Origin of the sequence: Thioalkalivibrio sp. ALE10, assembly GCF_000381385.1 — a bacterium.
Lineage (GTDB): Bacteria > Pseudomonadota > Gammaproteobacteria > Ectothiorhodospirales > Ectothiorhodospiraceae > Thioalkalivibrio.
Genome location: NZ_KB906450.1, coordinates 292,393 through 315,226 on the forward strand (window position 1 = coordinate 292,393; position 22,834 = coordinate 315,226).

The 22,834-nt window shown below is 68.1% G+C and carries 23 protein-coding genes; 19 read left to right on the forward strand and 4 right to left on the reverse strand.

The genetic code is table 11. The features are described from left to right. Positions 1-22: 22 nt before the first annotated feature. Entirely contained in the window at positions 23-1,192 is a 1,170-nt protein-coding gene (metK, locus tag F788_RS0101430; protein ID WP_019022690.1) for a methionine adenosyltransferase, read from the reverse strand. 340 nt (positions 1,193-1,532) lie between these two features. Between metK and tkt the strand changes: the two genes are divergently transcribed. From tkt to F788_RS0101460, 6 genes are all read left to right on the forward strand, one after another. Next, positions 1,533-3,533, forward strand: a complete 2,001-nt coding sequence (gene tkt, locus F788_RS0101435) for a transketolase (protein WP_018869697.1) — start codon at positions 1,533-1,535, stop codon at positions 3,531-3,533. 41 nt (positions 3,534-3,574) lie between these two features. Then, on the forward strand, positions 3,575-4,573 hold the full coding sequence (gene gap, locus F788_RS0101440; RefSeq protein WP_019022692.1) for a type I glyceraldehyde-3-phosphate dehydrogenase: 999 nt from the start codon (positions 3,575-3,577) through the stop codon (positions 4,571-4,573). A 131-nt stretch (positions 4,574-4,704) separates the two neighbouring features. Next, on the forward strand, positions 4,705-5,883 hold the full coding sequence (locus F788_RS0101445; RefSeq protein ID WP_019589039.1) for a phosphoglycerate kinase: 1,179 nt from the start codon (positions 4,705-4,707) through the stop codon (positions 5,881-5,883). A 42-nt stretch (positions 5,884-5,925) separates the two neighbouring features. Then, on the forward strand, positions 5,926-7,356 hold the full coding sequence (pyk, locus tag F788_RS0101450) for a pyruvate kinase (protein WP_018869700.1): 1,431 nt from the start codon (positions 5,926-5,928) through the stop codon (positions 7,354-7,356). A gap of 62 nt (positions 7,357-7,418) precedes the next feature. Further along, on the forward strand, positions 7,419-8,483 hold the full coding sequence (gene fba / locus F788_RS0101455) for a class II fructose-bisphosphate aldolase (protein ID WP_019569472.1): 1,065 nt from the start codon (positions 7,419-7,421) through the stop codon (positions 8,481-8,483). 105 nt (positions 8,484-8,588) lie between these two features. Further along, a complete protein-coding gene (locus F788_RS0101460) occupies positions 8,589-9,377 on the forward strand; it encodes a lipid-binding SYLF domain-containing protein (protein WP_019589040.1) in 789 nt (262 codons plus the stop codon). Here F788_RS0101460 and bioD read toward each other — a convergent pair. Further along, on the reverse strand, positions 9,308-10,024 hold the full coding sequence (gene bioD, locus F788_RS0101465) for a dethiobiotin synthase (protein ID WP_019589041.1): 717 nt from the start codon (positions 10,022-10,024) through the stop codon (positions 9,308-9,310). The genes F788_RS0101460 and bioD overlap by 70 nt on opposite strands. Beyond that, a complete protein-coding gene (locus F788_RS0101470; protein ID WP_019589042.1) occupies positions 10,021-10,929 on the reverse strand; it encodes a phosphoribosylaminoimidazolesuccinocarboxamide synthase in 909 nt (302 codons plus the stop codon). Before F788_RS0101470 ends, bioD begins: the two co-directional genes overlap by 4 nt. 96 nt (positions 10,930-11,025) lie before the next feature. On the opposite strand from F788_RS0101470, the gene purE reads away from it, so the two are divergent. From purE to trpC, 12 genes are all read left to right on the forward strand, one after another. Further along, on the forward strand, positions 11,026-11,541 hold the full coding sequence (gene purE, locus F788_RS0101475) for a 5-(carboxyamino)imidazole ribonucleotide mutase (protein ID WP_019022698.1): 516 nt from the start codon (positions 11,026-11,028) through the stop codon (positions 11,539-11,541). A gap of 7 nt (positions 11,542-11,548) precedes the next feature. After that, positions 11,549-12,712 (forward strand): 5-(carboxyamino)imidazole ribonucleotide synthase, encoded by a 1,164-nt coding sequence (locus F788_RS0101480; RefSeq protein WP_019589043.1) that lies wholly within the window; start codon positions 11,549-11,551, stop codon positions 12,710-12,712. Continuing rightward, complete coding sequence (locus tag F788_RS0101485; RefSeq protein ID WP_018869707.1) at positions 12,709-13,329, forward strand: class I SAM-dependent methyltransferase; 621 nt, start codon at positions 12,709-12,711, stop codon at positions 13,327-13,329. Before F788_RS0101480 ends, F788_RS0101485 begins: the two co-directional genes overlap by 4 nt. A 3-nt stretch (positions 13,330-13,332) precedes the next feature. Then, positions 13,333-13,998 carry an energy-coupling factor ABC transporter permease gene (locus F788_RS0101490; RefSeq protein WP_019589044.1) on the forward strand — a complete coding sequence of 222 codons (666 nt, stop codon included), beginning with the start codon at positions 13,333-13,335 and terminating at the stop codon, positions 13,996-13,998. A gap of 124 nt (positions 13,999-14,122) precedes the next feature. Further along, positions 14,123-14,446: a c-type cytochrome gene (locus F788_RS0101495; RefSeq protein WP_018869709.1), complete on the forward strand. Its 324-nt coding sequence runs from the start codon at positions 14,123-14,125 to the stop codon at positions 14,444-14,446. Positions 14,447-14,596: 150 nt separating this feature from the next. Further along, complete coding sequence (rpe, locus tag F788_RS0101500; RefSeq protein ID WP_019589045.1) at positions 14,597-15,286, forward strand: ribulose-phosphate 3-epimerase; 690 nt, start codon at positions 14,597-14,599, stop codon at positions 15,284-15,286. 48 nt (positions 15,287-15,334) lie between these two features. After that, entirely contained in the window at positions 15,335-16,018 is a 684-nt protein-coding gene (locus F788_RS0101505) for a phosphoglycolate phosphatase (RefSeq protein ID WP_026289027.1), read from the forward strand. A gap of 98 nt (positions 16,019-16,116) precedes the next feature. Further along, complete coding sequence (trpE, locus tag F788_RS0101510; RefSeq protein ID WP_018869712.1) at positions 16,117-17,604, forward strand: anthranilate synthase component I; 1,488 nt, start codon at positions 16,117-16,119, stop codon at positions 17,602-17,604. A 111-nt stretch (positions 17,605-17,715) separates the two neighbouring features. After that, the gene (locus F788_RS0101515; RefSeq protein WP_019589046.1) at positions 17,716-18,309 is read left to right on the forward strand and encodes an aminodeoxychorismate/anthranilate synthase component II; all 594 of its coding nucleotides are present in this window, start codon (positions 17,716-17,718) and stop codon (positions 18,307-18,309) included. A gap of 85 nt (positions 18,310-18,394) precedes the next feature. Further along, the gene (locus tag F788_RS0101520; protein WP_019589047.1) at positions 18,395-19,612 is read left to right on the forward strand and encodes a multidrug effflux MFS transporter; all 1,218 of its coding nucleotides are present in this window, start codon (positions 18,395-18,397) and stop codon (positions 19,610-19,612) included. Between the two features lie 83 nt (positions 19,613-19,695). Further along, on the forward strand, positions 19,696-20,727 hold the full coding sequence (trpD, locus tag F788_RS0101525) for an anthranilate phosphoribosyltransferase (RefSeq protein WP_019589048.1): 1,032 nt from the start codon (positions 19,696-19,698) through the stop codon (positions 20,725-20,727). A gap of 3 nt (positions 20,728-20,730) precedes the next feature. Beyond that, complete coding sequence (trpC, locus tag F788_RS0101530; protein WP_019589049.1) at positions 20,731-21,540, forward strand: indole-3-glycerol phosphate synthase TrpC; 810 nt, start codon at positions 20,731-20,733, stop codon at positions 21,538-21,540. 15 nt (positions 21,541-21,555) lie between these two features. On the opposite strand, the gene crp is transcribed toward trpC, so the two are convergent. After that, a complete protein-coding gene (gene crp / locus F788_RS0101535; RefSeq protein WP_026279476.1) occupies positions 21,556-22,200 on the reverse strand; it encodes a cAMP-activated global transcriptional regulator CRP in 645 nt (214 codons plus the stop codon). A gap of 124 nt (positions 22,201-22,324) precedes the next feature. Between crp and F788_RS0101540 the strand changes: the two genes are divergently transcribed. Further along, positions 22,325-22,753, forward strand: coding sequence for an OsmC family protein (locus tag F788_RS0101540; protein WP_018869718.1), 429 nt, complete (start codon positions 22,325-22,327; stop codon positions 22,751-22,753). Positions 22,754-22,834 lie beyond the last annotated feature (81 nt).

Genomic DNA, 22,834 nt, shown 5'->3' on the forward strand with positions numbered 1-22,834 from the left:
TTCGCTTACGAAATATGGACTCTTAGAGTCCGGCGGCCTTCTTGAGTTCCTCGGCCTTGTCGGTGCGCTCCCAGGGGAGGTCGACGTCTTCGCGGCCGAAGTGGCCGTAGGCGGCGGTCGCCTTGTACATCGGACGCAGCAGATCCATCATCTGGATCAGGCCCCACGGGCGCAGATCGAAGATGTCACGGACCAGCGTCTCGATGCGACGGTCGTCGATCTTGCCGGTGCCAAAGGTGTCGATGGTGATCGAGGTCGGGTCGGCCACGCCGATGGCGTAGGAGACCTGGATCTCGCACTTGTCGGCCAGGCCGGCGGCGACGACGTTCTTGGCCACATAGCGGCCGGCGTAGGCGGCGGAACGGTCCACCTTGGACGGGTCCTTGCCGGAGAACGCACCGCCACCGTGGCGCGCCATGCCGCCGTAGGTGTCGACGATGATCTTGCGACCGGTCAGGCCGGCGTCGCCCACCGGGCCGCCGATCTCGAACTTGCCGGTCGGGTTGATGTGGATCTGGTCATTGGAGACCTGGTTCAGCCATTCGGCCGGCAGGACCTTCTTGAAGACCTCTTCATAGATGGCTTCCTGCAGGTCCTTCTGGGAAATCTCCGGGCTGTGCTGGGTGGACAGCACGACCGCGTCCAGACCGGCCGGCTTGCCGTCTTCATAGCGCAGGGAGACCTGGCTCTTGGCGTCCGGGCGCAGCCACGGCAGCTTGCCGCTCTTCATCAGCTCGGACTGGATGCGCACCATCTTGTGGGCGTAGAAGATCGGGGCGGGCATCAGGGTATCGGTTTCGCGCGCGGCGTAGCCGAACATCAGGCCCTGGTCACCGGCGCCCTGGGTGGCGCGGTCGGAGACGTCGCGGTCCACGCCCATGGCGATGTCCTGGGACTGCTCGCCCAGCACGTTCAGCACGGCGCAGGTGTTGCCGTCGAAGCCCTTGTGGGAATCGTCGTAGCCGATCTCGCAGACGGTCTCGCGCACCAGGCGCTCGTAATCGATCTGCGCGCCGGTGGTGATCTCGCCCAGCAGCATGACCATGCCGGTCTTGGTGGCGGTTTCACACGCGATGCGGGCGTGCGGGTCCTGCTCGATGATGGCGTCGACGATGGTGTCGGAGACCAGGTCGGCCATCTTGTCGGGGTGACCCGCAGAGACCGATTCCGAGGTGAAGATGTAGTTGGACATTAAGCGTTCCTTTTCTGTCGTTTCGATTTAGTTTTGCGCAAAACGACCGCTAGTGTAACGCGACTCGCCGGGAATTTCTAAGCCCCCCTGTCGGCGGAACCCACGAGCCCCGGCTGCGGGGGTGTCGGCGATCCGCGCCGGCGCGCCCGCTGCGGCGCGTCGGGACGCGACTTGCCCCGCTGGTTGAAAGTGGCCAAAATGCTCCGCCGTCACTGGGGTTGTGCGGCCTTGCCCGCCCGTTGTCCGGTCCGCCCGGCGCGCCTTGATGCTGCAGCGCCGGAGCCGCGAGACCGGTTCCCGCCCCGGCCAGAATCTTTCATCACTTGAGCAGGAGACCCGCATGCCCACCCGTAGAGAGCTTGCCAATGCCATCCGCGCCCTTTCGATGGACGCGGTCCAGAAGGCCAATTCCGGTCACCCGGGGGCCCCGATGGGGATGGCGGACATCGCCGAGGTGCTGTGGAACGACTACATGCAGCACAACCCGGCGAACCCGGACTGGGCCGACCGCGACCGTTTCGTGATGTCCAACGGCCACGGTTCGATGCTGGTGTACTCGCTGCTGCACCTCACCGGCTACGACCTGCCGATGGACGAGATCAAGCAGTTCCGGCAGCTGCATTCGCAGACACCGGGGCACCCCGAGTACGGCTATACCGCAGGCGTCGAGACCACCACCGGCCCGCTGGGTCAAGGCGTGTCCAACGCCGTGGGCATGGCGCTGGCCGAGAAGGTCATGGCCTCCCACTTCAACCGTCCGGGCCACGAGATCGTCGATCACAACACCTATGTGTTCCTCGGTGACGGCTGCCTGATGGAAGGCGTCTCGCACGAGGCCTGCGCGCTGGCCGGCACCCTGGGCCTGGGCAAGCTGGTCGCGTTCTGGGATGACAACGGCATCTCCATCGACGGCGAGGTCGAAGGCTGGTTCACCGACGACACCCCGTCCCGCTTCGAGGCCTATGGCTGGCACGTGGTGCGCGACGTGGACGGCCATGACGCCGATGCGGTCAAGGCCGCGATCGAGCAGGCCCGCAAGGAAACCGGCAAGCCGACCCTGGTCTGCTGCCGCACCGTGATCGGCTTTGGTTCCCCGAACAAGTCCGGCAAGGAAGAGTGCCACGGCGCTGCCCTGGGCGATGACGAAGTCGCGCTGACCCGCAAGGAGCTGGGCTGGAACCACGCCCCGTTCGAGATCCCGAACGACATCTACGCCGGCTGGGATGCGAAGGACAAGGGCGCGAAGGCCGAGGCCGAATGGAAGGAACGCTTCGAGGCGTATCGCAAGGCGCACCCCGAACTGGCCGCCGAATTCGAACGCCGCATGGCCGGCGACCTGCCCTCCGACTGGACCGAGAAGGCCACGGCTTTCATCAAGGAAACCGTCGAGAAGGCCGAGAAGACCGCCACGCGCAAGGCGTCGCAGGCGACCATCGGTGGCTATGCCCCGGCGCTGCCGGAACTGCTGGGCGGCTCCGCCGACCTGGCGGGCTCCAACCTGACCATGTACAGCGGCTCGAAGCCCGTTTCGAAGGAAGACGCCGCCGGCAACTACGTGTACTACGGCGTGCGCGAGTTCGGCATGGCCGCGATCATGAACGGCATTGCGCTGCACGGCGGGTTCATCCCGTACGGCGGCACCTTCCTGATCTTCTCGGACTATGCGCGTAACGGCATCCGCATGTCCGCGCTGATGAAGCAGCGCGTGATGTACGTGCTGACGCACGATTCCATCGGCCTTGGCGAGGACGGCCCGACCCACCAGCCGATCGAACAGACCCCGAGCCTGCGCCTGATCCCCAACCTGAACGTGTGGCGCCCCTGTGACGCGGTCGAGACCGCGGTGGCCTGGAAGGCCGGTGTCGAGCGCACCGACGGGCCGTCCGCGTTCATCCTGTCGCGCCAGGGCATGCCGCACATGGAGCGCGACGGCGAGCAGCTCGCCAACATCGCGCGCGGTGGCTACGTGCTGAAGGACTGCGACGGCACCCCGGATCTGATCTTCATCGCGACCGGTTCCGAGGTCGAGCTGGCGGTGCAGGCGGCCGAGACGCTGGCCGGCGAGGGCAAGAAGGCGCGCGTCGTGTCCATGCCCTGCGTGGAACTGTTCGAACAGCAGGATCCGGCCTACCGCGAATCCGTGCTGCCGTCCGCCGTGCGCAAGCGCGTGGCCGTGGAAGCCGGCGCCACCGCGGGCTGGTACAAGTTCACCGGCATGGACGGCGCGGTGTTCGGCATGGACTGCTTCGGCGAATCCGCCCCGGGCGGTGCGCTGTTCGATTACTTCGGCTTCAAGCCGGAGAATGTCGCGCAGATCGCCCGCGACGTGCTGAACGGCTGAGCCCCGACGATTTTCAATAAGAGCTGAAAGAGGAGACTCCCATGGCTATCAAGGTTGGTATCAACGGTTTCGGCCGCATTGGCCGCATGGCCTTCCGCGCCATCGCCCAGGACTTCCCCAACCTGCAGGTGGTCGGCATCAATGACCTGCTGGATCCGGAATACCTGGCCTACATGCTGCGCTACGATTCGGTCCACGGCCGCTTCGAAGGCGACATCAGCGTCGAGGGCAACGACCTGGTCGTGAACGGCAACCGCATCCGCCTGACCGCGGAGAAGGATCCGGCCGCCCTGAAGTGGGGCGACATCGGCGCCGACGTGGTGATCGAGTCCACCGGCCTGTTCCTGACCGGCGAGACCGCGCAGAAGCATCTGGACGCCGGCGCCAAGAAGGTCGTGATGTCCGCCCCGTCCAAGGACGACACCCCGATGTTCGTCTACGGCGTGAACCACGGCGACTACAGCGGCCAGAACATGGTTTCCGCCGCTTCCTGCACCACCAACGCCCTGGCGCCGGTGGCCAAGGTCCTGCACGACAACTGGGGCATCAAGCGCGGCCTGATGACCACCGTGCACGCCGCCACCGCCACGCAGAAGACCGTCGACGGCCCGTCCATGAAGGACTGGCGCGGCGGCCGCGGCATCCTGGAGAACATCATCCCGTCCTCCACCGGTGCCGCCAAGGCCGTGGGCAAGGTGCTGACCGAGCTGAACGGCAAGCTGACCGGCATGGCCTTCCGTGTGCCCACCTCCGACGTGTCGGTGGTCGACCTGACCGCCGAACTCAATGGCGAGGCCGACTACAAGGCCGTGTGCGAGGCCATGAAGAAGGCCTCCGAGGGCGAGCTGAAGGGCGTTCTGGGCTACACCGAGGACCTGGTGGTCTCCACCGACTTCCGCGGCTACACCGCCCCGTCGGTGTTCGATGCCGGCGCCGGCATCCAGCTGGACTCGACGTTCGTGAAGGTCGTGGCCTGGTACGACAACGAGTACGGCTACACCTGCAACATGCTCCGCATGGTGGAGCACGTCGCCCAATAAGACCTGCGGGGAGTCCGCCGGGGCGCGTGCCGCTCCCGGCGGCGTCCCGCCAGAGTCTTGGGCGCAGCTTCCCCGTAGGGGAGGCTGCACCGAAGGCTTTTTTCGTTCCAACCTTTTTCGCGAGGTATTCCATGTCCGTCACCAAGATGACCGATCTCGATCTGCAGGGTCGCCGCGTGCTCGTGCGCCAGGACCTGAACGTCCCCGTCAAGGACGGCAAGGTCACGTCCGATGCGCGTATCCGCGCGAGTCTCGAGACCGTGCAGAAGGCCCTGGAAGGCGGCGCCGGCGTGATGCTGATGTCGCACCTGGGCCGGCCCACCGAGGGCGAATTCTCCGAGGAGGATTCGCTGGCCCCGGTCGCCGAGCACATGGGGCAGCTGCTCGGCCGCGAAGTGCGTCTGGTGCGGGATTATCTCGACGGGGTGGAGATCCAGCCCGGCGAGGTGGTGATGCTCGAAAACGTCCGTTTCAACAAGGGCGAAAAGAAGGATGACGAGGCGCTGGCGAAGAAGTACGCCGCGCTGTGCGACGTCTACGTGATGGACGCCTTCGGTACTGCTCACCGCGCCCAGGCCTCCACCCACGGGGCCGGCAAGTTCGCGCCGCAGGCCTGCGCCGGTCCGCTGCTGGCCCGCGAACTGGAAGCCCTGAGCAAGGCGCTGGATAACCCGAAGCGCCCGCTGGTCGCGATCGTCGGCGGCTCCAAGGTCTCGACCAAGCTGACCGTGCTGGAATCCCTGTCCAAGGTCGTGGACCAGCTGATCGTGGGGGGCGGCATCGCCAACACCTTCATCGCGGCCCAGGGTCATGACGTCGGCAACTCGCTGTACGAGGCCGACCTGGTCGACGAATCGAAGCGACTGATGGAAGCCGCGCGCGCCAAGGGCGGCGAGATCCCGGTGCCGACCGACGTCACCGTGGGCAAGGAGTTTTCCGACAGCACGCCGGCGGAGACCAAGTCGGTGGACGCGATCGGCGCCGACGACATGATCTTCGACGTGGGTCCGGAGACCGCCTCCACCTACGCGGAAGCCCTGCGCAATGCCGGCACCATCGTCTGGAACGGCCCGGTGGGCGTGTTCGAGTTCGATCAGTTCGCCGCGGGCACGCGGGCCCTGGGCGAGGCGATCGCGGAAAGCGATGCCTTCTCCATTGCCGGCGGTGGCGACACCCTGGCGGCGATCGACAAATACGATCTCTCCGAGCGCATCAGCTACATCTCCACCGGCGGCGGCGCCTTCCTCGAGTTCCTGGAAGGCAAGACGCTGCCGGCCGTGGCGATGCTCGAGGAGCGGGCGAAGGGCTGAACGGCCTTGAACGCCACGTCATCCAACATCGGAGAGCCTCGCGTGAGACGCACCAAGATCGTAGCCACCCTTGGCCCCGCGACCGACAGTGACGAAGCCATGGATGCCATCATCCAGGCCGGCGTCGATGTCGTGCGCGTCAACTTCTCGCACGGGGATCCGGATGACCACCGTGCCCGCGTGCAGCGACTGCGCGCGGCCGCCGAGCGTGCCCATCGCGTGGTCGGCGTCCTGGGCGATCTTCAGGGGCCCAAGATCCGCATCGAGCGCTTCGCCAATGGCAAGGTGCACCTGGAAGAAGGCGCACCGTTCGCGCTGGACGCGGACCTGGGCCGTGACGACGGTGACGACACCCAGGTCGGCCTGACCTACACCGACCTGCCGAAGGACGTACGCCCGGATGACATCCTGCTGCTGGATGACGGCCGCATCGTGCTCAAGGTGACCGCGGTCGCGGCCAGCCGGGTCGAAACCGAGGTCGTGGTCGGCGGCGAGCTGTCCAACAACAAGGGCATCAATCGCCAGGGGGGTGGCCTGTCCGCCCCGGCGATCACCGACAAGGATCGCGAGGACATCCGCCTGGCGGCTGAACTGGAGGTGGACTACCTGGCGGTGTCGTTTCCGCGCTCGGCGCAGGACATCCACCTGGCCCGCGGCCTCCTGAAGGAGGCCGGCTGGGAGGCCGGGATCTGCGCCAAGATCGAGCGTTCCGAGGCCCTGGACGTGATCGACGAGATCATCTCGGCGACCGAGGTGATCATGATCGCGCGCGGGGATCTCGGGGTGGAGATCGGCGACGCCGAACTGCCCGGGGTGCAGAAGACCCTGATCTCGCGGGCGCGCGCCCTCAACCGGCTGGTCATCACCGCGACCCAGATGATGGAGACCATGATCCAGAATCCGATCCCCACGCGGGCGGAGGTCTTCGACGTGGCCAACGCGGTGCTGGATGGCACCGACGCGGTGATGCTGTCCGGCGAGACCGCAACCGGACGCTATCCCGGACGGGTGGTCTCCAGCATGGACCGGATCTGCGAAGCCGCGGAGCGCCAGCGTGCCGCGCGGCAGTCGGACCACCGCATGGACTCCACCTTCGGACGCGTGGACGAGGCGATCGCGATGGCCACCATGTACACGGCCAACCACCTGGACGTGCAGGCGATCGCGGCCCTCACGGAGTCCGGCGCCACTGCCCTGTGGATGTCGCGGATCAGTTCCGGGATCCCGATCTACGCGCTGACCCGGCGCATGGACACCAGCCGTCGCATGAGCCTGTACCGCGGTGTCTACCCGGTGTATGTTGACTCCCTGCCGGAGAGCCACGAGAGCCTGAACCGCGAAGCGGTCAACTTGCTCCAGGCCGAGGGGGTCGTGCAGGATGGCCAGCTGGTCATAATCACCAAGGGCGACCTGCAGGGTGCCCATGGCGGCACCAACGCAATGAAAATCGTCCGGGCCGGCGAAGTCGCCTGACGGCGACCGTCACCCGGACGTCCAGTTCCCAACCTGAAGTGCGAATCCCGTAAGGAGGAACCATGGCACTGATCTCGCTTCGCCAGCTGCTGGACCATGCCGCCGAGCATGGCTATGGCATGCCGGCCTACAACGCCAACAACATGGAACAGATCCATTCGATCATGGAGGCCGCGAAGGAAGTGGACTCCCCCGTGATCATCCAGGCGTCCGCCGGTGCGCGGAAGTACGCCGGTGAGCCCTTCCTGCGCCGCATGATCGAGGCGGCTGCCGAGCAGTATCCGGACATCCCGATCGCGCTGCACCAGGACCACGGCGCCGAGCCGGCGGTGTGCCTGCGTTCCATCCAGTCGGGCTTCACCTCGGTGATGATGGACGGCTCCCTGATGCCCGACATGAAGACCCCGTCGACCTACGACTACAACGTCGACGTGACCGCCAAGGTCTCCGAGATGGCTCACTCCTGCGGTGTGTCGGTGGAAGGCGAGCTGGGCTGCCTGGGCTCCCTGGAAACCGGCCAGGCCGGCGAGGAAGACGGTTCCGGCGCCGAAGGCACGCTGTCCCACGACCAGCTGCTGACCGACCCGGACGAGGCCGCGGACTTCGTCAAGAAGACCAAGTGCGACGCCCTGGCCATCGCCATCGGCACCTCGCACGGCGCCTACAAGTTCACCCGTCCGCCGACCGGTGACATCCTGGCGATCGAGCGCATCAAGGAGATCCATGCCCGGATCCCGGACACCCACCTGGTGATGCACGGCTCCTCCTCGGTGCCCGAGGAATGGCTGAAGATCATCAACCAGTACGGCGGTGACATGGGCGAGACCTACGGCGTGCCGGTCAAGGAGATCCAGGAAGGCATCAAGCACGGCGTGCGCAAGGTCAACATCGACACCGACCTGCGCATGGCGTCCACCGGTGCGGTGCGCAAGTTCCTGGCCGAGAACCCGAAGGAATTCGATCCGCGCAAGTTCCTGAAGGCCTCGACCGCCGGCATGAAGGACGTCTGCAAGCAGCGCTTCGAAGCCTTCGGCTGCGCCGGGATGGCGTCCAAGATCAAGCCGATGTCGCTGGACGACATGGTTGCCCGCTACAACAACGGCGAGCTGGATCCGAAGGTCAACTGATCTCGCGATCCGCGCACGGATGCACGAAAAAGGGGGCTTCGGCCCCCTTTTTTTGTGCCATCATGGCGACCTGTCCCGAACAACGGCCCCTCCCCGGAGGTCCCGATGCGCTATTTCGCAGTCCTGCTCCTCGTCCTTGCCCTGATCCTTTCCCTGGCGGCGCCGGCCAGCGCCAATCCGTTCGCGCGCGAAGTCGATCCGCAGGACATCGTCGACCGCGCGAAGGACACCCTCACCCGCATGGCCGGGCATCCCGACTATCCCGCGCTGCGCGCCGACCTGCGGGAGGCGCATGCGGTGGTGATCTTCCCGCGCGTGGTCCGTGGCGGGTTCTTCATTGGCGGTTCCGGCGGGCTGGGCGTCGCCCTGGCCTGGGACGAAGACGAGGGCGACTACAGTCCGGTGGGTTTCTATTCCCTGGGATCCGTCAGCTTCGGCGTGCAGATCGGCGGGGATGCAGCCGAGGTGGTGATGGTCGCACGGAGGCCCGATGCCCGAGATTCGCTGTTCGCCTCGTCCATGCGACTGGGGGGTGATGCCGAAGTCGCCGCGGGTCCGGTGGGTGCCGGGCGCAGTGCTTCCGTCAATGCGGATTTTATCTCTTACGCGCGGGCGCGCGGGGCGTATCTGGGGATGAGCTTCGAAGGCTCGCGCCTGACGGTCCGCGAAGACTTCAACGAAGCCTACTATGGCGAGGACCTGCGGCCGGTGCACATCCTGGAGGGCCGCAGGGTGGATCACCCCGGGACTCATGCCCTGCGTGACGCCCTGCTCGAGCTCCGCGGAGACGAGGCCGACGAGGTCCCGGCGCGGGGCGGTGAGGATCAGCGGCCGGAGGCCGATCCGGCCGAAGGCGGAATCAGGCCCGATGCGATGGAGGTCGAGACCCTCTGACCGGCCGCCTCCGGGGCTGTCCCCTCGGCCAGTTCGATCACCGGTACCGGGCTGCGCCGTTGCAGGGCGGATGCGTTGTCCAGGCGTGGATCGGTGTCGGGCTGGCGCCGGTTGAGCACGATCCCCGCCAGTGCGAGTCCGCGCCGCTCCAGGGCTTCGAGTGTCAGCAGGCAGGTGTTCAGCGTCCCCAGGCGATCTTCCGCCACCAGCAGTACGGGCAGGCCGAGCGCCGCGGCCAGGTCGGCGTTCAGCGCGTCCTCGGCCAACGGCGAATAGAAGCCGCCGGCGCCTTCCACCAGCAGCGGCCCCTCCGCTTCTTCCCGTTGAGCCTCGCAGGCGTCGACCAGGTCCGCGAGGTACAGCGGGCGGCCGGTGTTGCGCGCCGCCTGGTCCGGGGCGAGGGCATCGGGGAATCGCCAGGGGGTCACCCGAGCGACTGCCGCCGGGGGCAGCCCCGCGGCGGCGGTCAGGGCCACGCCGTCGGCGGGATACAGGCCGTCCGGCCCTGTCTCGCAGCCGGATTCCGCCGGCTTGCACGGGACGGGGTTCAGCCCTGCCGTGCGCCAGGCCCGCAGCAGAGCGCAGCCGACGAAGGTCTTGCCCACGCCGGTGTCGGTGGCGCTGACGAACAGGCCCGCGGGATTCATGACCGGTCGAGTGGCGACCCGGTCAGGCGTTCCAGTGCCTCGCGATAGCGCGCCGCCGTCTGCTCGGCGATCTCCGCGGGCAGGGCCGGGCCCGGGGCCGTCTTGTCCCAGTCCAGGGTCTCCAGGTAGTCACGCACGTACTGCTTGTCGAACGACGCGGGGCTGCGGCCCGGGGCGTATTCGTCCGCCGGCCAGAAGCGCGAGGAGTCGGGTGTCAGGACCTCGTCGATCAGATGCAGGCGGCCTTCGCGGTCGAGCCCGAATTCGAATTTGGTGTCGGCGATGATGATCCCGCGCGCGGCGGCGTGCTCGCGCGCCAGCTTGTAGATCGCGATGCTGGCCTCGCGGACTTCGCGCGCGCGCTCCTCGCCGATGGCCGCGGCGACATGGTCGAAGTCGACGTTCTCGTCGTGATCCCCGACCGCCGCCTTGGTGCTGGGCGTGAACAATGGCTCCGGCAGTGCCCCGGCCAGTTCCAGCCCCGGTGGCAGCGGGAGACCACAGACCGCACCCGTGGCCTGATAGTCCTTCCAGCCGGAGCCGATCAGGTAGCCGCGCACCACCGCTTCCACCGGCAGGGCCTCCAGTCGCCGGACCACCAGGCTGCGCCCCTCGAGCGGCGCGCGCACCGCGGGGTCCGGCACCACCTCGGCCAGCGGTATATCGGTCAGCTGATTGGGGATGTCCAGCTCGCGTTCGATGCGCTGCATCCAGTACACGGTGATCGCGGTCAGCACCCGTCCCTTGTCCGGCACCGGGGTAGGCAGGATCACGTCGAATGCCGACAGCCGGTCGGTGGTCACCATCAGCCAGTGGTCGTCGTCCACCCGGTACAGGTCGCGCACCTTGCCGCGGTGGACGCATTCCAGGTCGGGGATGTCACTTTCAAGAAGGGTATCGTCCATCCGCGTATTGTAGCGGCTGTGGCGACACAGGGAACGCGCCGCCGAAGACTGCCGGCCGGCTTGTCGCCGCACGGCGCTCCCGCTATGGTTGCGCGGATGAATATCACCGACACCGCAACACCGCCGCGCGTGGGCGTGGTCATGGGCAGCACCTCGGACTGGGGAACCATGGAGCGTGCGGCCGAACTGCTGGCGCGCCTGGAGATTCCCCACGAGACCCGCGTGGTGTCCGCGCATCGCACGCCGGATCTGCTGTTCGAGTATGCCGAACAGGCGCGCGAGCGGGGTCTGTCCGCGATCATCGCGGGCGCCGGCGGCGCCGCGCACCTGCCGGGCATGCTGGCCGCCAAGACGCCGGTGCCGGTGCTGGGCGTGCCCGTGGCCTCGCGGCACCTGCAGGGCGAGGACTCGCTGCTGTCCATCGTGCAGATGCCGCGCGGGATCCCGGTGGCCACCTTCGCCATCGGCGAATCGGGTGCCGCCAATGCCGCGCTGTTCGCGGCCGCGATGCTGGCCACCGGCGACCCCGATCTCGCGGCGCGGCTGGACGCCTTCCGCGCCGAACAGCGCGACGCCGTTCTCGGTCAGAGCCTGCCGCCGGATCCGGCGTGAACCGTCCATGATTGCTCCGCCCGCCACCCTCGGCCTGCTGGGCGGCGGCCAGCTGGGCCGCTATTTCGTGCTGGCCGCGCGCCGTTCGGGCTACGCCGTGATGGTGATGGACCCGGACCCGCGCAGCCCGGCCGGAGCGGTCGCGGACTGGCACCGCGTCGCCGCATTCGACGATCATGCGGCGCTGGATCAGCTGGCCGATGCCTGCGCGGCGGTCACCGCCGAGTTCGAGAACATCCCCGCCGCGTCGCTGGAACGCGTGGCGGCGCGCGGCTGTCTGCGCCCCGGGCCACGCGCGCTGACCATCGCCCAGGACCGGCTGGCGGAGAAGCGCTTCCTCGCCGAGGCAGGGATCGCGGTGGCGCCGTGGCGACCGGTGCTGGCCGGTCGTGATCCGCAGCCCCCGGCCACCGGGGCCGGCGAGCCGCGCTTCCCGGCGGTGCTCAAGACCGCTCGTCTGGGCTATGACGGCAAGGGGCAGGCCCGTCTCGAGGATCCGGACCACCTGGCCGCGGCCCATGCCGGGCTGGGCGGGGTGGATTGCGTGCTGGAAGAGCAGGTCGAGCTGGCGCGCGAGGTCTCGGTGATCGTGGCGCGCGCGCCGGACGGGCGCAGCGAGGTGTTCCCGGTGGCCGAGAACCATCATCGCCACGGCATCCTGCACCTGACCCGGGTCCCGGCGCGCCTGCCTGCCCCACTGGAGCAGCAGGCCCGTGACGTCGCGCTGCGGGTTGCCGATCATCTGGATTACTGCGGGGTGCTGGCGGTGGAATTCTTCGTGACCGCCGGCGGCGAGCTGCTGGTCAACGAGATCGCCCCGCGGCCCCACAATTCCGGCCATTACACCCTGGATGCCTGCAGCGTGTCGCAGTTCGAACAGCAGCTGCGTGCGGTCTGTGGCCTGGCGCTGGCCCCGGCCCGAGCGACCGCTCCGGTGGCCATGGTCAACCTGCTGGGCGACCTGTGGCCGGCGGCCACCGCGCCGGACTGGACCGGCGTGCTCGGCGAGGCGCGGGCCCGGCTGCATCTGTACGGCAAGGCCGAGGCCCGTCCGGGGCGCAAGATGGGGCATGTAAACGTGGTCGGCCTGCCGGACGAGGACGACGCCGACGCGGTAGCCGACGTCGCCGAATCCCTGTGGCGGGGCCTCGCCGGAGAACCATCGCAATGAGCCGGAACCATTTTCCCGATGCCGCCGCGCGGCGCGCGCGTCAGGCCGAACTGAAACAGGACCTCGAGATCGAGGAGACCCTGGAAGGCGTGCCGCTGCGCCTGCGGACCACCTGGGGCCTGTTCTCGCCGCGGCGGATCGACGACGGGACCCGGCTGTTGCTGCGGCACGCCGAGATCGGATCCGGTGATCGCTGCCTCGATCTCGGCTGCGGCTACGGCCCGATCGGCCTGGTGATGGCGCACAAGGCCGCGCCCGGGGCCTGCACCCTGGTGGACACCAACTTCATGGCGGTGGAATACGCCCGCGCGAATGCCGAGCGTAACGGGCTGAGCAACGTCGAATGCCTGCTGAGCAACGGCTTCTCGCATATCCGCGACCGTCGCTTCGATGTCGTCGCCTCCAATCTCCCGGCCAAGGTCGGGCGCGAGCTGCTCTATACCTGGCTGCTGGATGCGCACGAGCAGATGAACCCCGGAGGGCGGTTGTATGTCGTGACCATTACCGGGCTGCGACGCTTCATCGAGAAGGGGTTTCGCGAGGTGTTCGGCAACTACGACAAGCTCAAGCAGGGGCGCGACTACACCGTCGCCCTGGCGCGCCGCGAGGAGGACTGACCCGTGGCCGAGGGTGCGGCCGATCTGCCCGTCGCGCTCCAGGTGCTGGTGGCCCTGCTGACCGGGGCGGGGCTGGTCGTGATGCTGCGTCGCATGCCCTGGGAGGCCTTTTTCATCCCCGGTCGCGCGCAGCTGTTCGTCGGCGCATTCATCGCGCTGCTGGTCATCTGGACCCTGCGCGCGCAGACCGTGGACGGCCTGGCCCTCCACCTGATGGGCATGACCGCAGTGACCCTGGTGTTCGGCTGGCAGCTGGCGATCCTGCTGGCGTTTCTGGTGGTGGGCGTGCTCGGACTGTTCGGCGTGCTGCCGATGTCGACCGTGCCCCTGACCGTGCTGCTGGCCGGCATCCTGCCGGTGGCGGTGACCTGGGGGCTGCTGCGCCTGACCGAAACCCGCCTGCCGCCGCACATGTTCATCTATCTCTACGGGGTGGCCTTCCTCGGAGGGGCGCTGTCGGCGGTGGTCGTGGTGCTGGGTACCGCGGCGGTGTACGGCCTGTTCACCGAACTGGCCTGGCACGAGGTCTACCGTGACTACGTGCGCTATCTCCCCCTGCTGATCCTGCCCGAGTCGGTGGTCAACGGCATCGTGGTCACGGCCCTGGTGGTCCTGCGCCCGGGCTGGCTGGCCACCTGGTCGGACGAGCGCTATCTCCACGGACGCTGACCTGCCCCGATCAAATCAGCATTTGTTTAATGAACCGTTCAGGAAGTGCCTGCTAATGTTCCTTCCACGCAGCGGCCGAGACCCTGTGCACAAAACCCGAAGGATCCAGCAGGAGACAACAACAATGAAGAACGCATTCGCGCTGATGACCGGGGCCGGTCTGGCCCTCGCCTTTACCCTCCCGGCGCAGGCGGCCGACATCAAGGCCGGGCAGTCCATGTACCAGGCCGTGTGTGCCAGCTGCCACCAGGCGGACGGGCGTGGTCAGGCGATCTTCCCGGCCCTGAAGGGTCAGGACGCCGCCTACGTGACCGACAAGCTCGAACGCTACCGCGCCGGCGAGCAGGTGGGCGACAACACCGCGCTGATGCGCCCCCACGCGCAGTCGCTGAGTGACGAGGACATCGCCAACGTGGCGGCCTTCATCGAGACCGAGTTCGCCGAATAAGGCGCGGTTTGCCCCGGGGGCGACGCTCGTCGGCCCCGCTGCGCGGTCCCGGATTTTTGCCCGGGGCCGCGCCTTCGGGTAAAGTTTTGCGGTTCAGAAGAACCGGCACGCGCCGGTCTCCTTCCCGATTTAACCTTCGCGAGGCACCGCATGGCACAACCCGACCTGATTGCTCCGTCCATCCTGTCCGCCGATTTCGCCCGGCTGGGCGAGGAAGTCGAGAACGTCCTCAACTCGGGCGCCGATATCGTCCACTTCGACGTGATGGACAACCACTATGTCCCCAACCTGACCATCGGTCCGCTGGTCTGCGAGGCCCTGCGCAAGCACGGCATCCAGGCGCCGATCGACGTGCACCTGATGGTCAAGCCGGTGGACCGCATCATCCCGGATTTCGCCCAGGCCGGTGCCAGCTACATCACCTTCCATCCGGAGGCCTCCGACCACATCGACCGCACCCTGCAGCTGATCAAGAGCGAGGGCTGCAAGGCCGGGCTGGTCTTCAATCCGGCGACCCCGCTGTCGCATCTGGATTACGTGATGGACAAGGTCGACATGATCCTGCTGATGTCGGTAAACCCCGGTTTCGGCGGGCAGAAGTTCATCCCGGCCACGCTGGACAAGCTGCGCGAGGCGCGCCAGCGCATCGACGCCTCCGGCCGTGACATCCGCCTGGAGATCGACGGTGGCGTGAAGGCCGACAACATCCGCGAGATCAAGGCGGCCGGCGCGGACACCTTCGTCGCCGGCTCGGCGATCTTCGGCGCGGGCGAGGATTCCGATCCGAACCGCTACGACAGCATCCTCAAGAAGATGCGCGAGGAGCTGGCCGGCGCCTGAGGCGTCCGCGTCCCGCTCGTCCCTTCCGCCCGTCGCCGCGAGGTGCCCGTGAGTCTGAAACGTCCCGCCATGATCCTGATCGACCTGGACGGCACGCTGATCGACAGCGTGCCCGATCTGGCCTGGAGCGTGGACGCGATGATGCGCGAGCTCGGTCTGCCCGAGCGCGGCGAGGCCGCGGTGCGCAACTGGGTGGGCAACGGCGTCGAACGGCTGGTGCAGCGTGCGCTGGTCAACGATCTCGACGGCGAGCCCGACCCGGAGCTGTACCAGCGGGCCCTGCCGGTGTTCATGCGGATCTACCAGGAGAACACCGCCGGGCGCAGCCCGCTGTATCCCGGCGTGCGCGAGGGCCTGGACCGGTTGAAGGCCGAGGGTTACCGCCTGGGCTGCGTGACCAACAAGGCGGGCTGCTTCACCCGCCCGTTGCTGGCGGAGAAGGGCATCCTCGACGACTTCGAGATCGTGGTCGCCGGCGACGACCTGGAGAAGAAAAAACCGGACCCCGAGCCCCTGTGGCATGCCGCACGCGAGCTGGGCGTGAAGCCGGAGGATTCGCTGATGGTCGGGGATTCGAAGAGCGACGTGAAGGCGGCGCGCGCGGCGGGATTCCAGATCGTCTGCATGACCTACGGCTACAATCACGGGGACGACATCCGCGACCAGAATCCGGACGCGGTGCTGGACCGTCTGGACGAGCTCCCTGCGCGACTGCCGGCACGGGCGGCATGAGGCCGGGCATGGACGCCTGCTTCCCCGCGACCGGACGATGGCGCGACGGCCTCTGAACCGCCGTCCTTCATCCGACCCGTTGCCAGGAAATGTCCGCCATGACCCCCGAACAGTTCGACGAACTCGCCCGCGAGGGGCATAACCGCATCCCGCTGGTGCGCGAGGTGCTCGCCGACCTCGAGACCCCGCTGTCGATCTTCCTCAAGCTGGCCAACCGGCCGTATTCGTATCTGTTCGAATCGGTGCAGGGCGGCGAGCGCTGGGGTCGCTATTCGTTCGTGGGGCTGCCGGCCCGCACCCTGGTGCGGGTGCACGGCCACGAGATTACGGTGGAGACCGACGGCGAGGTGGTCGAACGCGAGACCGTGGCCGACCCGCTGGCCTGGATCGAGGCCTATCAGGCGCGCTTCCGGGTGGCCGATCTGCCGGGCCTGCCGCGCTTCACCGGCGGACTGGTCGGCTACTTCGGGTTCGAGACCGTGCGTCTCATCGAGCCGCGCCTGGACGGCCCGGACAAGCCTGACGAACTGGGCCTGCCGGACATCCTGCTGCTGGTGTCCGAGGAAGTCGTGGTCTACGACAATCTGTCCAGTCGCGCGTATCTGGTGGTGCATGCCGATGCGTCCCGGCCGGACGGGCAGGCGGTGGCGTCCGAGCGCCTGGATGAACTCGAGACCCGTCTGGGCGAACCGCTGGTTCCGCCGGACGATCCGCCGCATCCGCACGCGGTGCCGGAGTATGTCCCCGGGTGGTCGGCCGAGGGCTTCCAGGCCGCGGTGGAGAAGGCGCAGCAGTACATCCTCGACGGCGACGTGATGCAGGTGGTGCTGGCGCAGCGCATGAGCGTGCCGTTTTCCGCGCCGCCGCTGGATCTCTACCGCGCCCTGCGCGAACTGAACCCTTCGCCCTACATGTATTACCTGGACCTGGGCGATCACCACGTGGTCGGCGCGTCGCCGGAGATCCTGGTGCGCCTGGAGGACGAACGCGTGACCGTGCGCCCGATCGCCGGGACCCGGCCGCGCGGGCGCGATCCGGACGAGGACCGCGCGCTGGAGGCCGAACTGCTGGCCGATCCCAAGGAGCGCGCCGAACATCTGATGCTGATCGACCTGGGGCGCAATGATGCCGGCCGGGTCAGCCGCACCGGCTCGGTGCGGGTCACCGACACCATGGTGGTGGAACGCTATTCGCACGTGATGCACATCGTCTCCAACGTGGAAGGCGAGCTGGCGCCGGGGCTGTCGGCGATGGACGTGCTGCGCGCGACCTTCCCCGCCGGCACGGTCAGCGGCGCGCCCAAGATCCGCGCGCTGGAGATCATCGACGAGCTGGAGCCGGTCAAGCGCGGGCCGTACTCCGGTGCGGTGGGGTATCTCTCCTGGTCCGGCAACATGGACACCGCGATCGCCATCCGTACGGCGGTGCTGCACGAAGGCGAGCTGCACATCCAGGCGGGGGCCGGGGTGGTGCACGACTCGGTGCCCGAGAACGAGTGGCAGGAAACCCTGAACAAGGGCCGTGCCGTGGTGCGCGCGGCGGAAACCGCCCTGGGCGGGCTGGGGCCGCGCCGCCACCGCCGCTGATTTCGCCGCCGGCGCGGGTGGACCCCCTTTTGCCCGGGTTTCCGGGCTTCGTTCCTCGCGCCGCGCTACGCTTGTCCGCAACTCGCCGTCCAGGCCATCCGGGAGCCCGACATGATCCTGATGCTCGACAACTATGACTCCTTCACCTACAACCTCGTGCAGTATCTGGGCGAGCTGGGGGCGGAGGTGGCCGTGCATCGCAACGACCGCATCACCCCGGAGGACATCGCCACGCTGGACCCCGCCGGGATCTTCATCTCGCCGGGCCCCTGCACGCCCAACGAGGCCGGGGTATCGCTGGCGGTGATCGAGCGCTTCGCCGGCGAGATCCCGATCCTCGGGGTCTGCCTCGGGCACCAGGCCATCGGTCAGGCCTTCGGCGGATCCGTGGTGCGCGCCCGCGAGATCATGCACGGGAAGACCTCGCCGGTGCACCACACCGGTCAGGGCGTGTTCACCGGGCTGGAGAATCCGCTGGAGGCCACCCGCTATCATTCGCTGGTGGTGGATGCCGGCTCGGTGCCGGACTGCCTGGAAGTCACCGCGTGGACGGAACACGCCGACGGCACGCATGACGAGATCATGGGATTGCGCCACCGTGAACTGGACGTGGAAGGCGTGCAGTTCCACCCGGAATCCATCCTTACCCGTCAGGGCCACGAGCTGCTGGACAACTTCCTGCGTCGCTTGCCGCAGCCGGCGTGACGCCGGGGAAACGCGAGCCCATGTGCGCGTTCGCGCTCCAGACGCCTTTGCGTGACCACCCGGCGCGACGACTGCCGTGTCGTCATTGAGCGACCGCCGTACCCGGCTGCGCTACGCGCTGCTGGTGGCGCCGCTGGTGATGCTGGCGCCATTCTCGCTGGATACCTATCTGCCGTCGTTCCCGGCGATGGCCGAGGCCCTCGCGGTGGACTCGGCGGCGATGCAGGCCACGCTGTCCGCCTACCTGGTGGCGTTTGCCCTGTCCACGCTGGTCACCGGTCCGCTGTCGGACGCCTTCGGGCGGCGCCCGGTGGTGCTGTGGGCGCTGTTCGCCTATCTGCTGATCTCCGCTCTGCTGGTGGTGTCCACCGCCTACTGGCAGGTCGTCACCCTGCGCATCCTGCAGGGGCTGGCGGCGGCCACCGGGGTGGTGGTCGGGCGGGCGCTGGTGCGCGACCGTTTCGACCCGACCGATGCGCGCCGGGTCTTTGCTCTGGTCACCATGGTGTTCTCCATCGGGCCGGCTGCCGCACCCATCATCGGGGGCTGGCTGCAGGCCGCCTTTGGCTGGCGCTCGGTGTTCGCCTTCCTCGCGCTGTACGGCGGCGTGCTGCTGCTGGCGGCGCGGGCGTTCCTGCCGGAGACGCTGCCGCCGGTCGGGCGGGTGCGCAGCCGGCCGCCGGCGATCGTGCAGGGCTATCTGCGCACCCTGCGCAACCCGCGATTCCTGCGGCCGGTGGGGGTGCACGCGGCGATGTTCGGGGCGATGTTCATCTTCATCGCGGCCTCGCCGACGCTGATCTACGAGCATCTGGGCGGGGACGAACGCGATTTCTGGTGGCTGTTCCTGCCGCTGGTGGCCGGGCTGCTGCTGGGGGCGTTCGTGGCCGGGCGCACGGCCGCGCGCCTGACGCCGCAGGCGGCCGTGAGCATCGGGCTGGGCCTGAGCGGAACGGCCCTGGTGTTGATCGGGGTCGGTGCCTGGCTGGACGGACCGGTGGTGTCGATCACCGGGCCGTTCGCGCTGTACAGTTTCGCCCTGGCCACGGCAATGCCGTCGCTGACCCTGCTGGCGCTGGACTGCTACCCCGGGGCACGCGGCATGGCCTCGGCCATGCAGGCCTTCGTGCAGCTGGGCATCAGTGCATTGCTGACGCTGTTCCTGGTCGACCATCTGGATGATGATCCGCGCCACCTGGTGGCGGGGGCCCTGGTGGTGTGGTCGGTCGGGGCGCTGATCTGGTGGCTGGGCGGCGGTCCGCGCGACGTGCCGCGCGCCCCTGCGGCCGGTCGGCCTGCGTAACGGCGCGTGTTTCCCTACACTGATGCCCCGTTGACCCCCGACCGACTCCGGGCCACCGCTGCCCGCCATCCGGGAGAACCAGAGTGACACTGCCACAAGCCATTGCCCGACTGATTGAACGCCAGGATCTGGACGCCGACGAGATGACCGCCGTGATGCGCGCGGTGATGGGCGGCGAGGCCACCGATGCCCAGATCGGCGGCCTGCTGGTCGCCCTGCGAATGAAGGGCGAGACCATCGACGAGATCCGCGCCGCCGCCGGCGTGATGCGGGAACTGGCGACGCGGGTGGACGTCCCGCGCGCCGGCCTGGTGGATACCTGCGGGACCGGGGGCGATGCCTCCGGGACCTTCAACATCTCCACCGCCTCGGCACTGGTGGCCGCGGCCGCCGGGGTGCGGGTGGCCAAGCACGGCAACCGGTCGGTGTCTTCGCGTTCGGGCTCCGCCGATGTGCTGGAAACCCTGGGCGTAAACCTGGAGCTGGGCCCCGACGCGGTGGCCACCTGCATCCGGGAGGTCGGGGTCGGCTTCCTGTTCGCCCCGGCCCATCACGGGGCGATGCGCCATGCGATCGGGCCACGCCGGGAGCTCGGCGTGCGCACGCTGTTCAACGTGCTGGGGCCGCTGACCAATCCGGCCGGTGCGCCCAACCAGGTGCTGGGGGTGTTCTCCGCTGACTGGCTGCGGCCGCTGGCGGAGGCCCTGAAGGGCCTGGGTTCCGAACACGTGATGGTGGTGAATGCCGAGGACGGACTGGACGAGATCAGCATCGGCGCGCCAACCCGGGTGGCGGAGCTGCGCGACGGCGAGATTACGGAATATACCCTGCGGCCGGAGGATGTCGGCCTGACCACCGCCGCCCTGGACACCGTGCGGGTCGCCGACGTGGCGGCCTCGGCGGCGATGCTGCGCGACGTGCTGGCGGGTACGCCGGGACCCGCGCGCGACATCGTCCTGCTCAACGCCGGCGCGGCGATCTTCGTGGGCGGCGGTGCGCCCAGCCTGGAGGCGGGCGTACCCCGTGCCGCCGAGGTGATCGACAACGGCGCTGCCCGCGAACGACTGGAACAGCTGCAGGCCGTCTCCACGCGGCTGGCACAAAAGGAGAGTTGACACATGAGTGACGACACCCCCGATATCCTCGAGCGGATCCTCGAACGCAAGCGCGAGGAGCTGATCGAGCGCTCCGACGTGCAGCCCCTGCGCGAACTGCGTGGCTGGCTGACGTCAGCGGAGGAGCCGCGCGGTTTTCGCGCCGCGCTGCAGGCGGACATCGACGCCGGGCGCGCCGCGGTGATCGCCGAGATCAAGAAGGCCAGTCCCAGCAAGGGGCAGATCAGTCCGAACTTCAACCCGGATGCCTTCGCCCGCTCGTATGCCGAGCACGGGGCCTCCTGCCTGTCGGTGCTGACGGACGTGAGCTTCTTCAAGGGCCGCGACGGTGACCTGCGTGCGGCGCACGTGGCCTGCGACCTGCCGATCCTGCGCAAGGACTTCGTGATCGACCTGTATCAGGTCTACGAGGCGCGGGTGCTGGGGGCCGATGCGGTGCTGCTGATTGCGGCGGTGCTGGATGACACCAACCTGGGCGAACTGATCTTCCTGACCCGCGAGCTGGGCATGGATCCGCTGGTGGAGGTGCACGACGCCGAGGAACTCGAGCGTGCGGTGCGCCTGGGCGCGGACCTGATCGGCATCAACAACCGCGACCTGCGCAGTTTCGAGACGCGTCTGGAGACCACCCTGGAGCTGCTCGACCGGGTGCCGGAAGACGTGCTGCTGGTGACCGAGAGCGGCATCCACACCGTCGAGGACGTGCAGCGGATGCGCGACGCGGGGGTGAATGCGTTCCTCGTGGGCGAGGCCTTCATGCGCGAGGAGGATCCGGGCGCAGCCCTCGGGCGGCTGTTCCGCGGCGAGGGCTGAGCCGGGGCCGGGGGATCAGCGCGTGCCGTAGACCACGATGGTCTTGCCGTGCGCGCTGATCAGGCCGCGTTCTTCCAGTTCCTTGAGCACGCGGCCGGCCATCTCGCGCGAGCAGCCGACGATGCGCGCCAGTTCCTGGCGGGTGATGCGCAGTTGCATGCCGTCGGGGTGGGTCATTGCGTCGGGCTGCTGAGCGAGGTCGAGCAGGGTGTGCGCGATGCGGCCGGTGACGTCGACAAAGGCGAGGTCCATGACCTTGCGCGAGGTCTGCCGCAGGCGGGCGGCGATCTGCCGGGTCAGCAGCATCAGGATCTCGGGGTCGCGCATCGCCAGCTCGCGGAAGCGCGTGTAGGGGATCTCCGCGGTGTCGGTGTCCTCGCGGGTGACGACCGTGGCGCTGCGCGGGTCGTCCTCGAACAGCCCGAGCTCGCCGAAGAATTCGCCGCGGTTGAGATAGGCCAGCACCAGTTCGTGGCCGTTGTTCTCGCCCAGGACAGAGACCGAGCCGCCGAGTACGTAGTACAGCGTGTCCGGTACCGTGCCCGCCTGGATCACGGTGGTGCGGCGCGGATAGTGGCGGCGCTGGCAGTGTTCCAGCAGGCGCTCCATCGCCGGAGAATGGTTGGGCGTGGCCGTTTGGACTGCGGAAGGCTTGCTCATGATTACCGGTTCGATCGGGAGAACACGTTAAAGTGTAGTGCACGAGAGTGTAATGCACCCGGCGGGGGGTTCGGTGACGATTCTGCTTCGACGGGTTCACAAAAACATCGGGCAGGGTGGATAAATGCAGGTACGCGTGAAATGGCTGGACGGTGTGGCTTTCGTCGGCGAGACGGACAGCGGCCACGCGGTGGTGATGGACGGGGCGCCGGACGCCGGCGGGCGCAACCTGGGGGCACGGCCGATGGAGATGCTGCTGCTGGGACTGGGCGGCTGCACCAGTTTCGACGTGGTGGCGATGCTGAAGAAGTCGCGGCAGGATGTGCTGGACTGTCAGGTGGACATCGACGGCACCCGCGCCGACGAGGTGCCGAAGGTCTTCACCGACATCCATGTGCATTTCCGGGTGTACGGGAACGATCTGTCGCAAAAGCACGTCGCACGGGCGGTACAGCTCTCCGCCGAGAAATACTGTTCGGCGTCGATGATGCTGGGGGCGTCGGCCCGCGTGACCCATGATTTCGAGATCGTGGAAGGGCCCGCGCCGCGCTGAGCCGCTGGCGGGTGCAAGCCGTTGACTCGCCGCGTGATGTCTCTACAATTCGCCGCTCCTTACGGCCCGGGCAAGAGGGTA

What these genes read in the sequence shown, in the direction of transcription:
- metK (WP_019022690.1), bottom strand. Translation starts at nt 1,192, where the DNA reads ATGTCCAACTACATCTTCACCTCGGAATCGGTCTCTGCGGGTCACCCC.
- tkt (WP_018869697.1), top strand. Translation starts at nt 1,533, where the DNA reads ATGCCCACCCGTAGAGAGCTTGCCAATGCCATCCGCGCCCTTTCGATG.
- gap (WP_019022692.1), top strand. Translation starts at nt 3,575, where the DNA reads ATGGCTATCAAGGTTGGTATCAACGGTTTCGGCCGCATTGGCCGCATG.
- F788_RS0101445 (WP_019589039.1), top strand. Translation starts at nt 4,705, where the DNA reads ATGTCCGTCACCAAGATGACCGATCTCGATCTGCAGGGTCGCCGCGTG.
- fba (WP_019569472.1), top strand. Translation starts at nt 7,419, where the DNA reads ATGGCACTGATCTCGCTTCGCCAGCTGCTGGACCATGCCGCCGAGCAT.
- F788_RS0101460 (WP_019589040.1), top strand. Translation starts at nt 8,589, where the DNA reads ATGCGCTATTTCGCAGTCCTGCTCCTCGTCCTTGCCCTGATCCTTTCC.
- bioD (WP_019589041.1), bottom strand. Translation starts at nt 10,024, where the DNA reads ATGAATCCCGCGGGCCTGTTCGTCAGCGCCACCGACACCGGCGTGGGC.
- F788_RS0101470 (WP_019589042.1), bottom strand. Translation starts at nt 10,929, where the DNA reads ATGGACGATACCCTTCTTGAAAGTGACATCCCCGACCTGGAATGCGTC.
- purE (WP_019022698.1), top strand. Translation starts at nt 11,026, where the DNA reads ATGAATATCACCGACACCGCAACACCGCCGCGCGTGGGCGTGGTCATG.
- F788_RS0101480 (WP_019589043.1), top strand. Translation starts at nt 11,549, where the DNA reads ATGATTGCTCCGCCCGCCACCCTCGGCCTGCTGGGCGGCGGCCAGCTG.
- F788_RS0101485 (WP_018869707.1), top strand. Translation starts at nt 12,709, where the DNA reads ATGAGCCGGAACCATTTTCCCGATGCCGCCGCGCGGCGCGCGCGTCAG.
- F788_RS0101495 (WP_018869709.1), top strand. Translation starts at nt 14,123, where the DNA reads ATGAAGAACGCATTCGCGCTGATGACCGGGGCCGGTCTGGCCCTCGCC.
- rpe (WP_019589045.1), top strand. Translation starts at nt 14,597, where the DNA reads ATGGCACAACCCGACCTGATTGCTCCGTCCATCCTGTCCGCCGATTTC.
- trpE (WP_018869712.1), top strand. Translation starts at nt 16,117, where the DNA reads ATGACCCCCGAACAGTTCGACGAACTCGCCCGCGAGGGGCATAACCGC.
- F788_RS0101515 (WP_019589046.1), top strand. Translation starts at nt 17,716, where the DNA reads ATGATCCTGATGCTCGACAACTATGACTCCTTCACCTACAACCTCGTG.
- trpC (WP_019589049.1), top strand. Translation starts at nt 20,731, where the DNA reads ATGAGTGACGACACCCCCGATATCCTCGAGCGGATCCTCGAACGCAAG.
- crp (WP_026279476.1), bottom strand. Translation starts at nt 22,200, where the DNA reads ATGAGCAAGCCTTCCGCAGTCCAAACGGCCACGCCCAACCATTCTCCG.
- F788_RS0101540 (WP_018869718.1), top strand. Translation starts at nt 22,325, where the DNA reads ATGCAGGTACGCGTGAAATGGCTGGACGGTGTGGCTTTCGTCGGCGAG.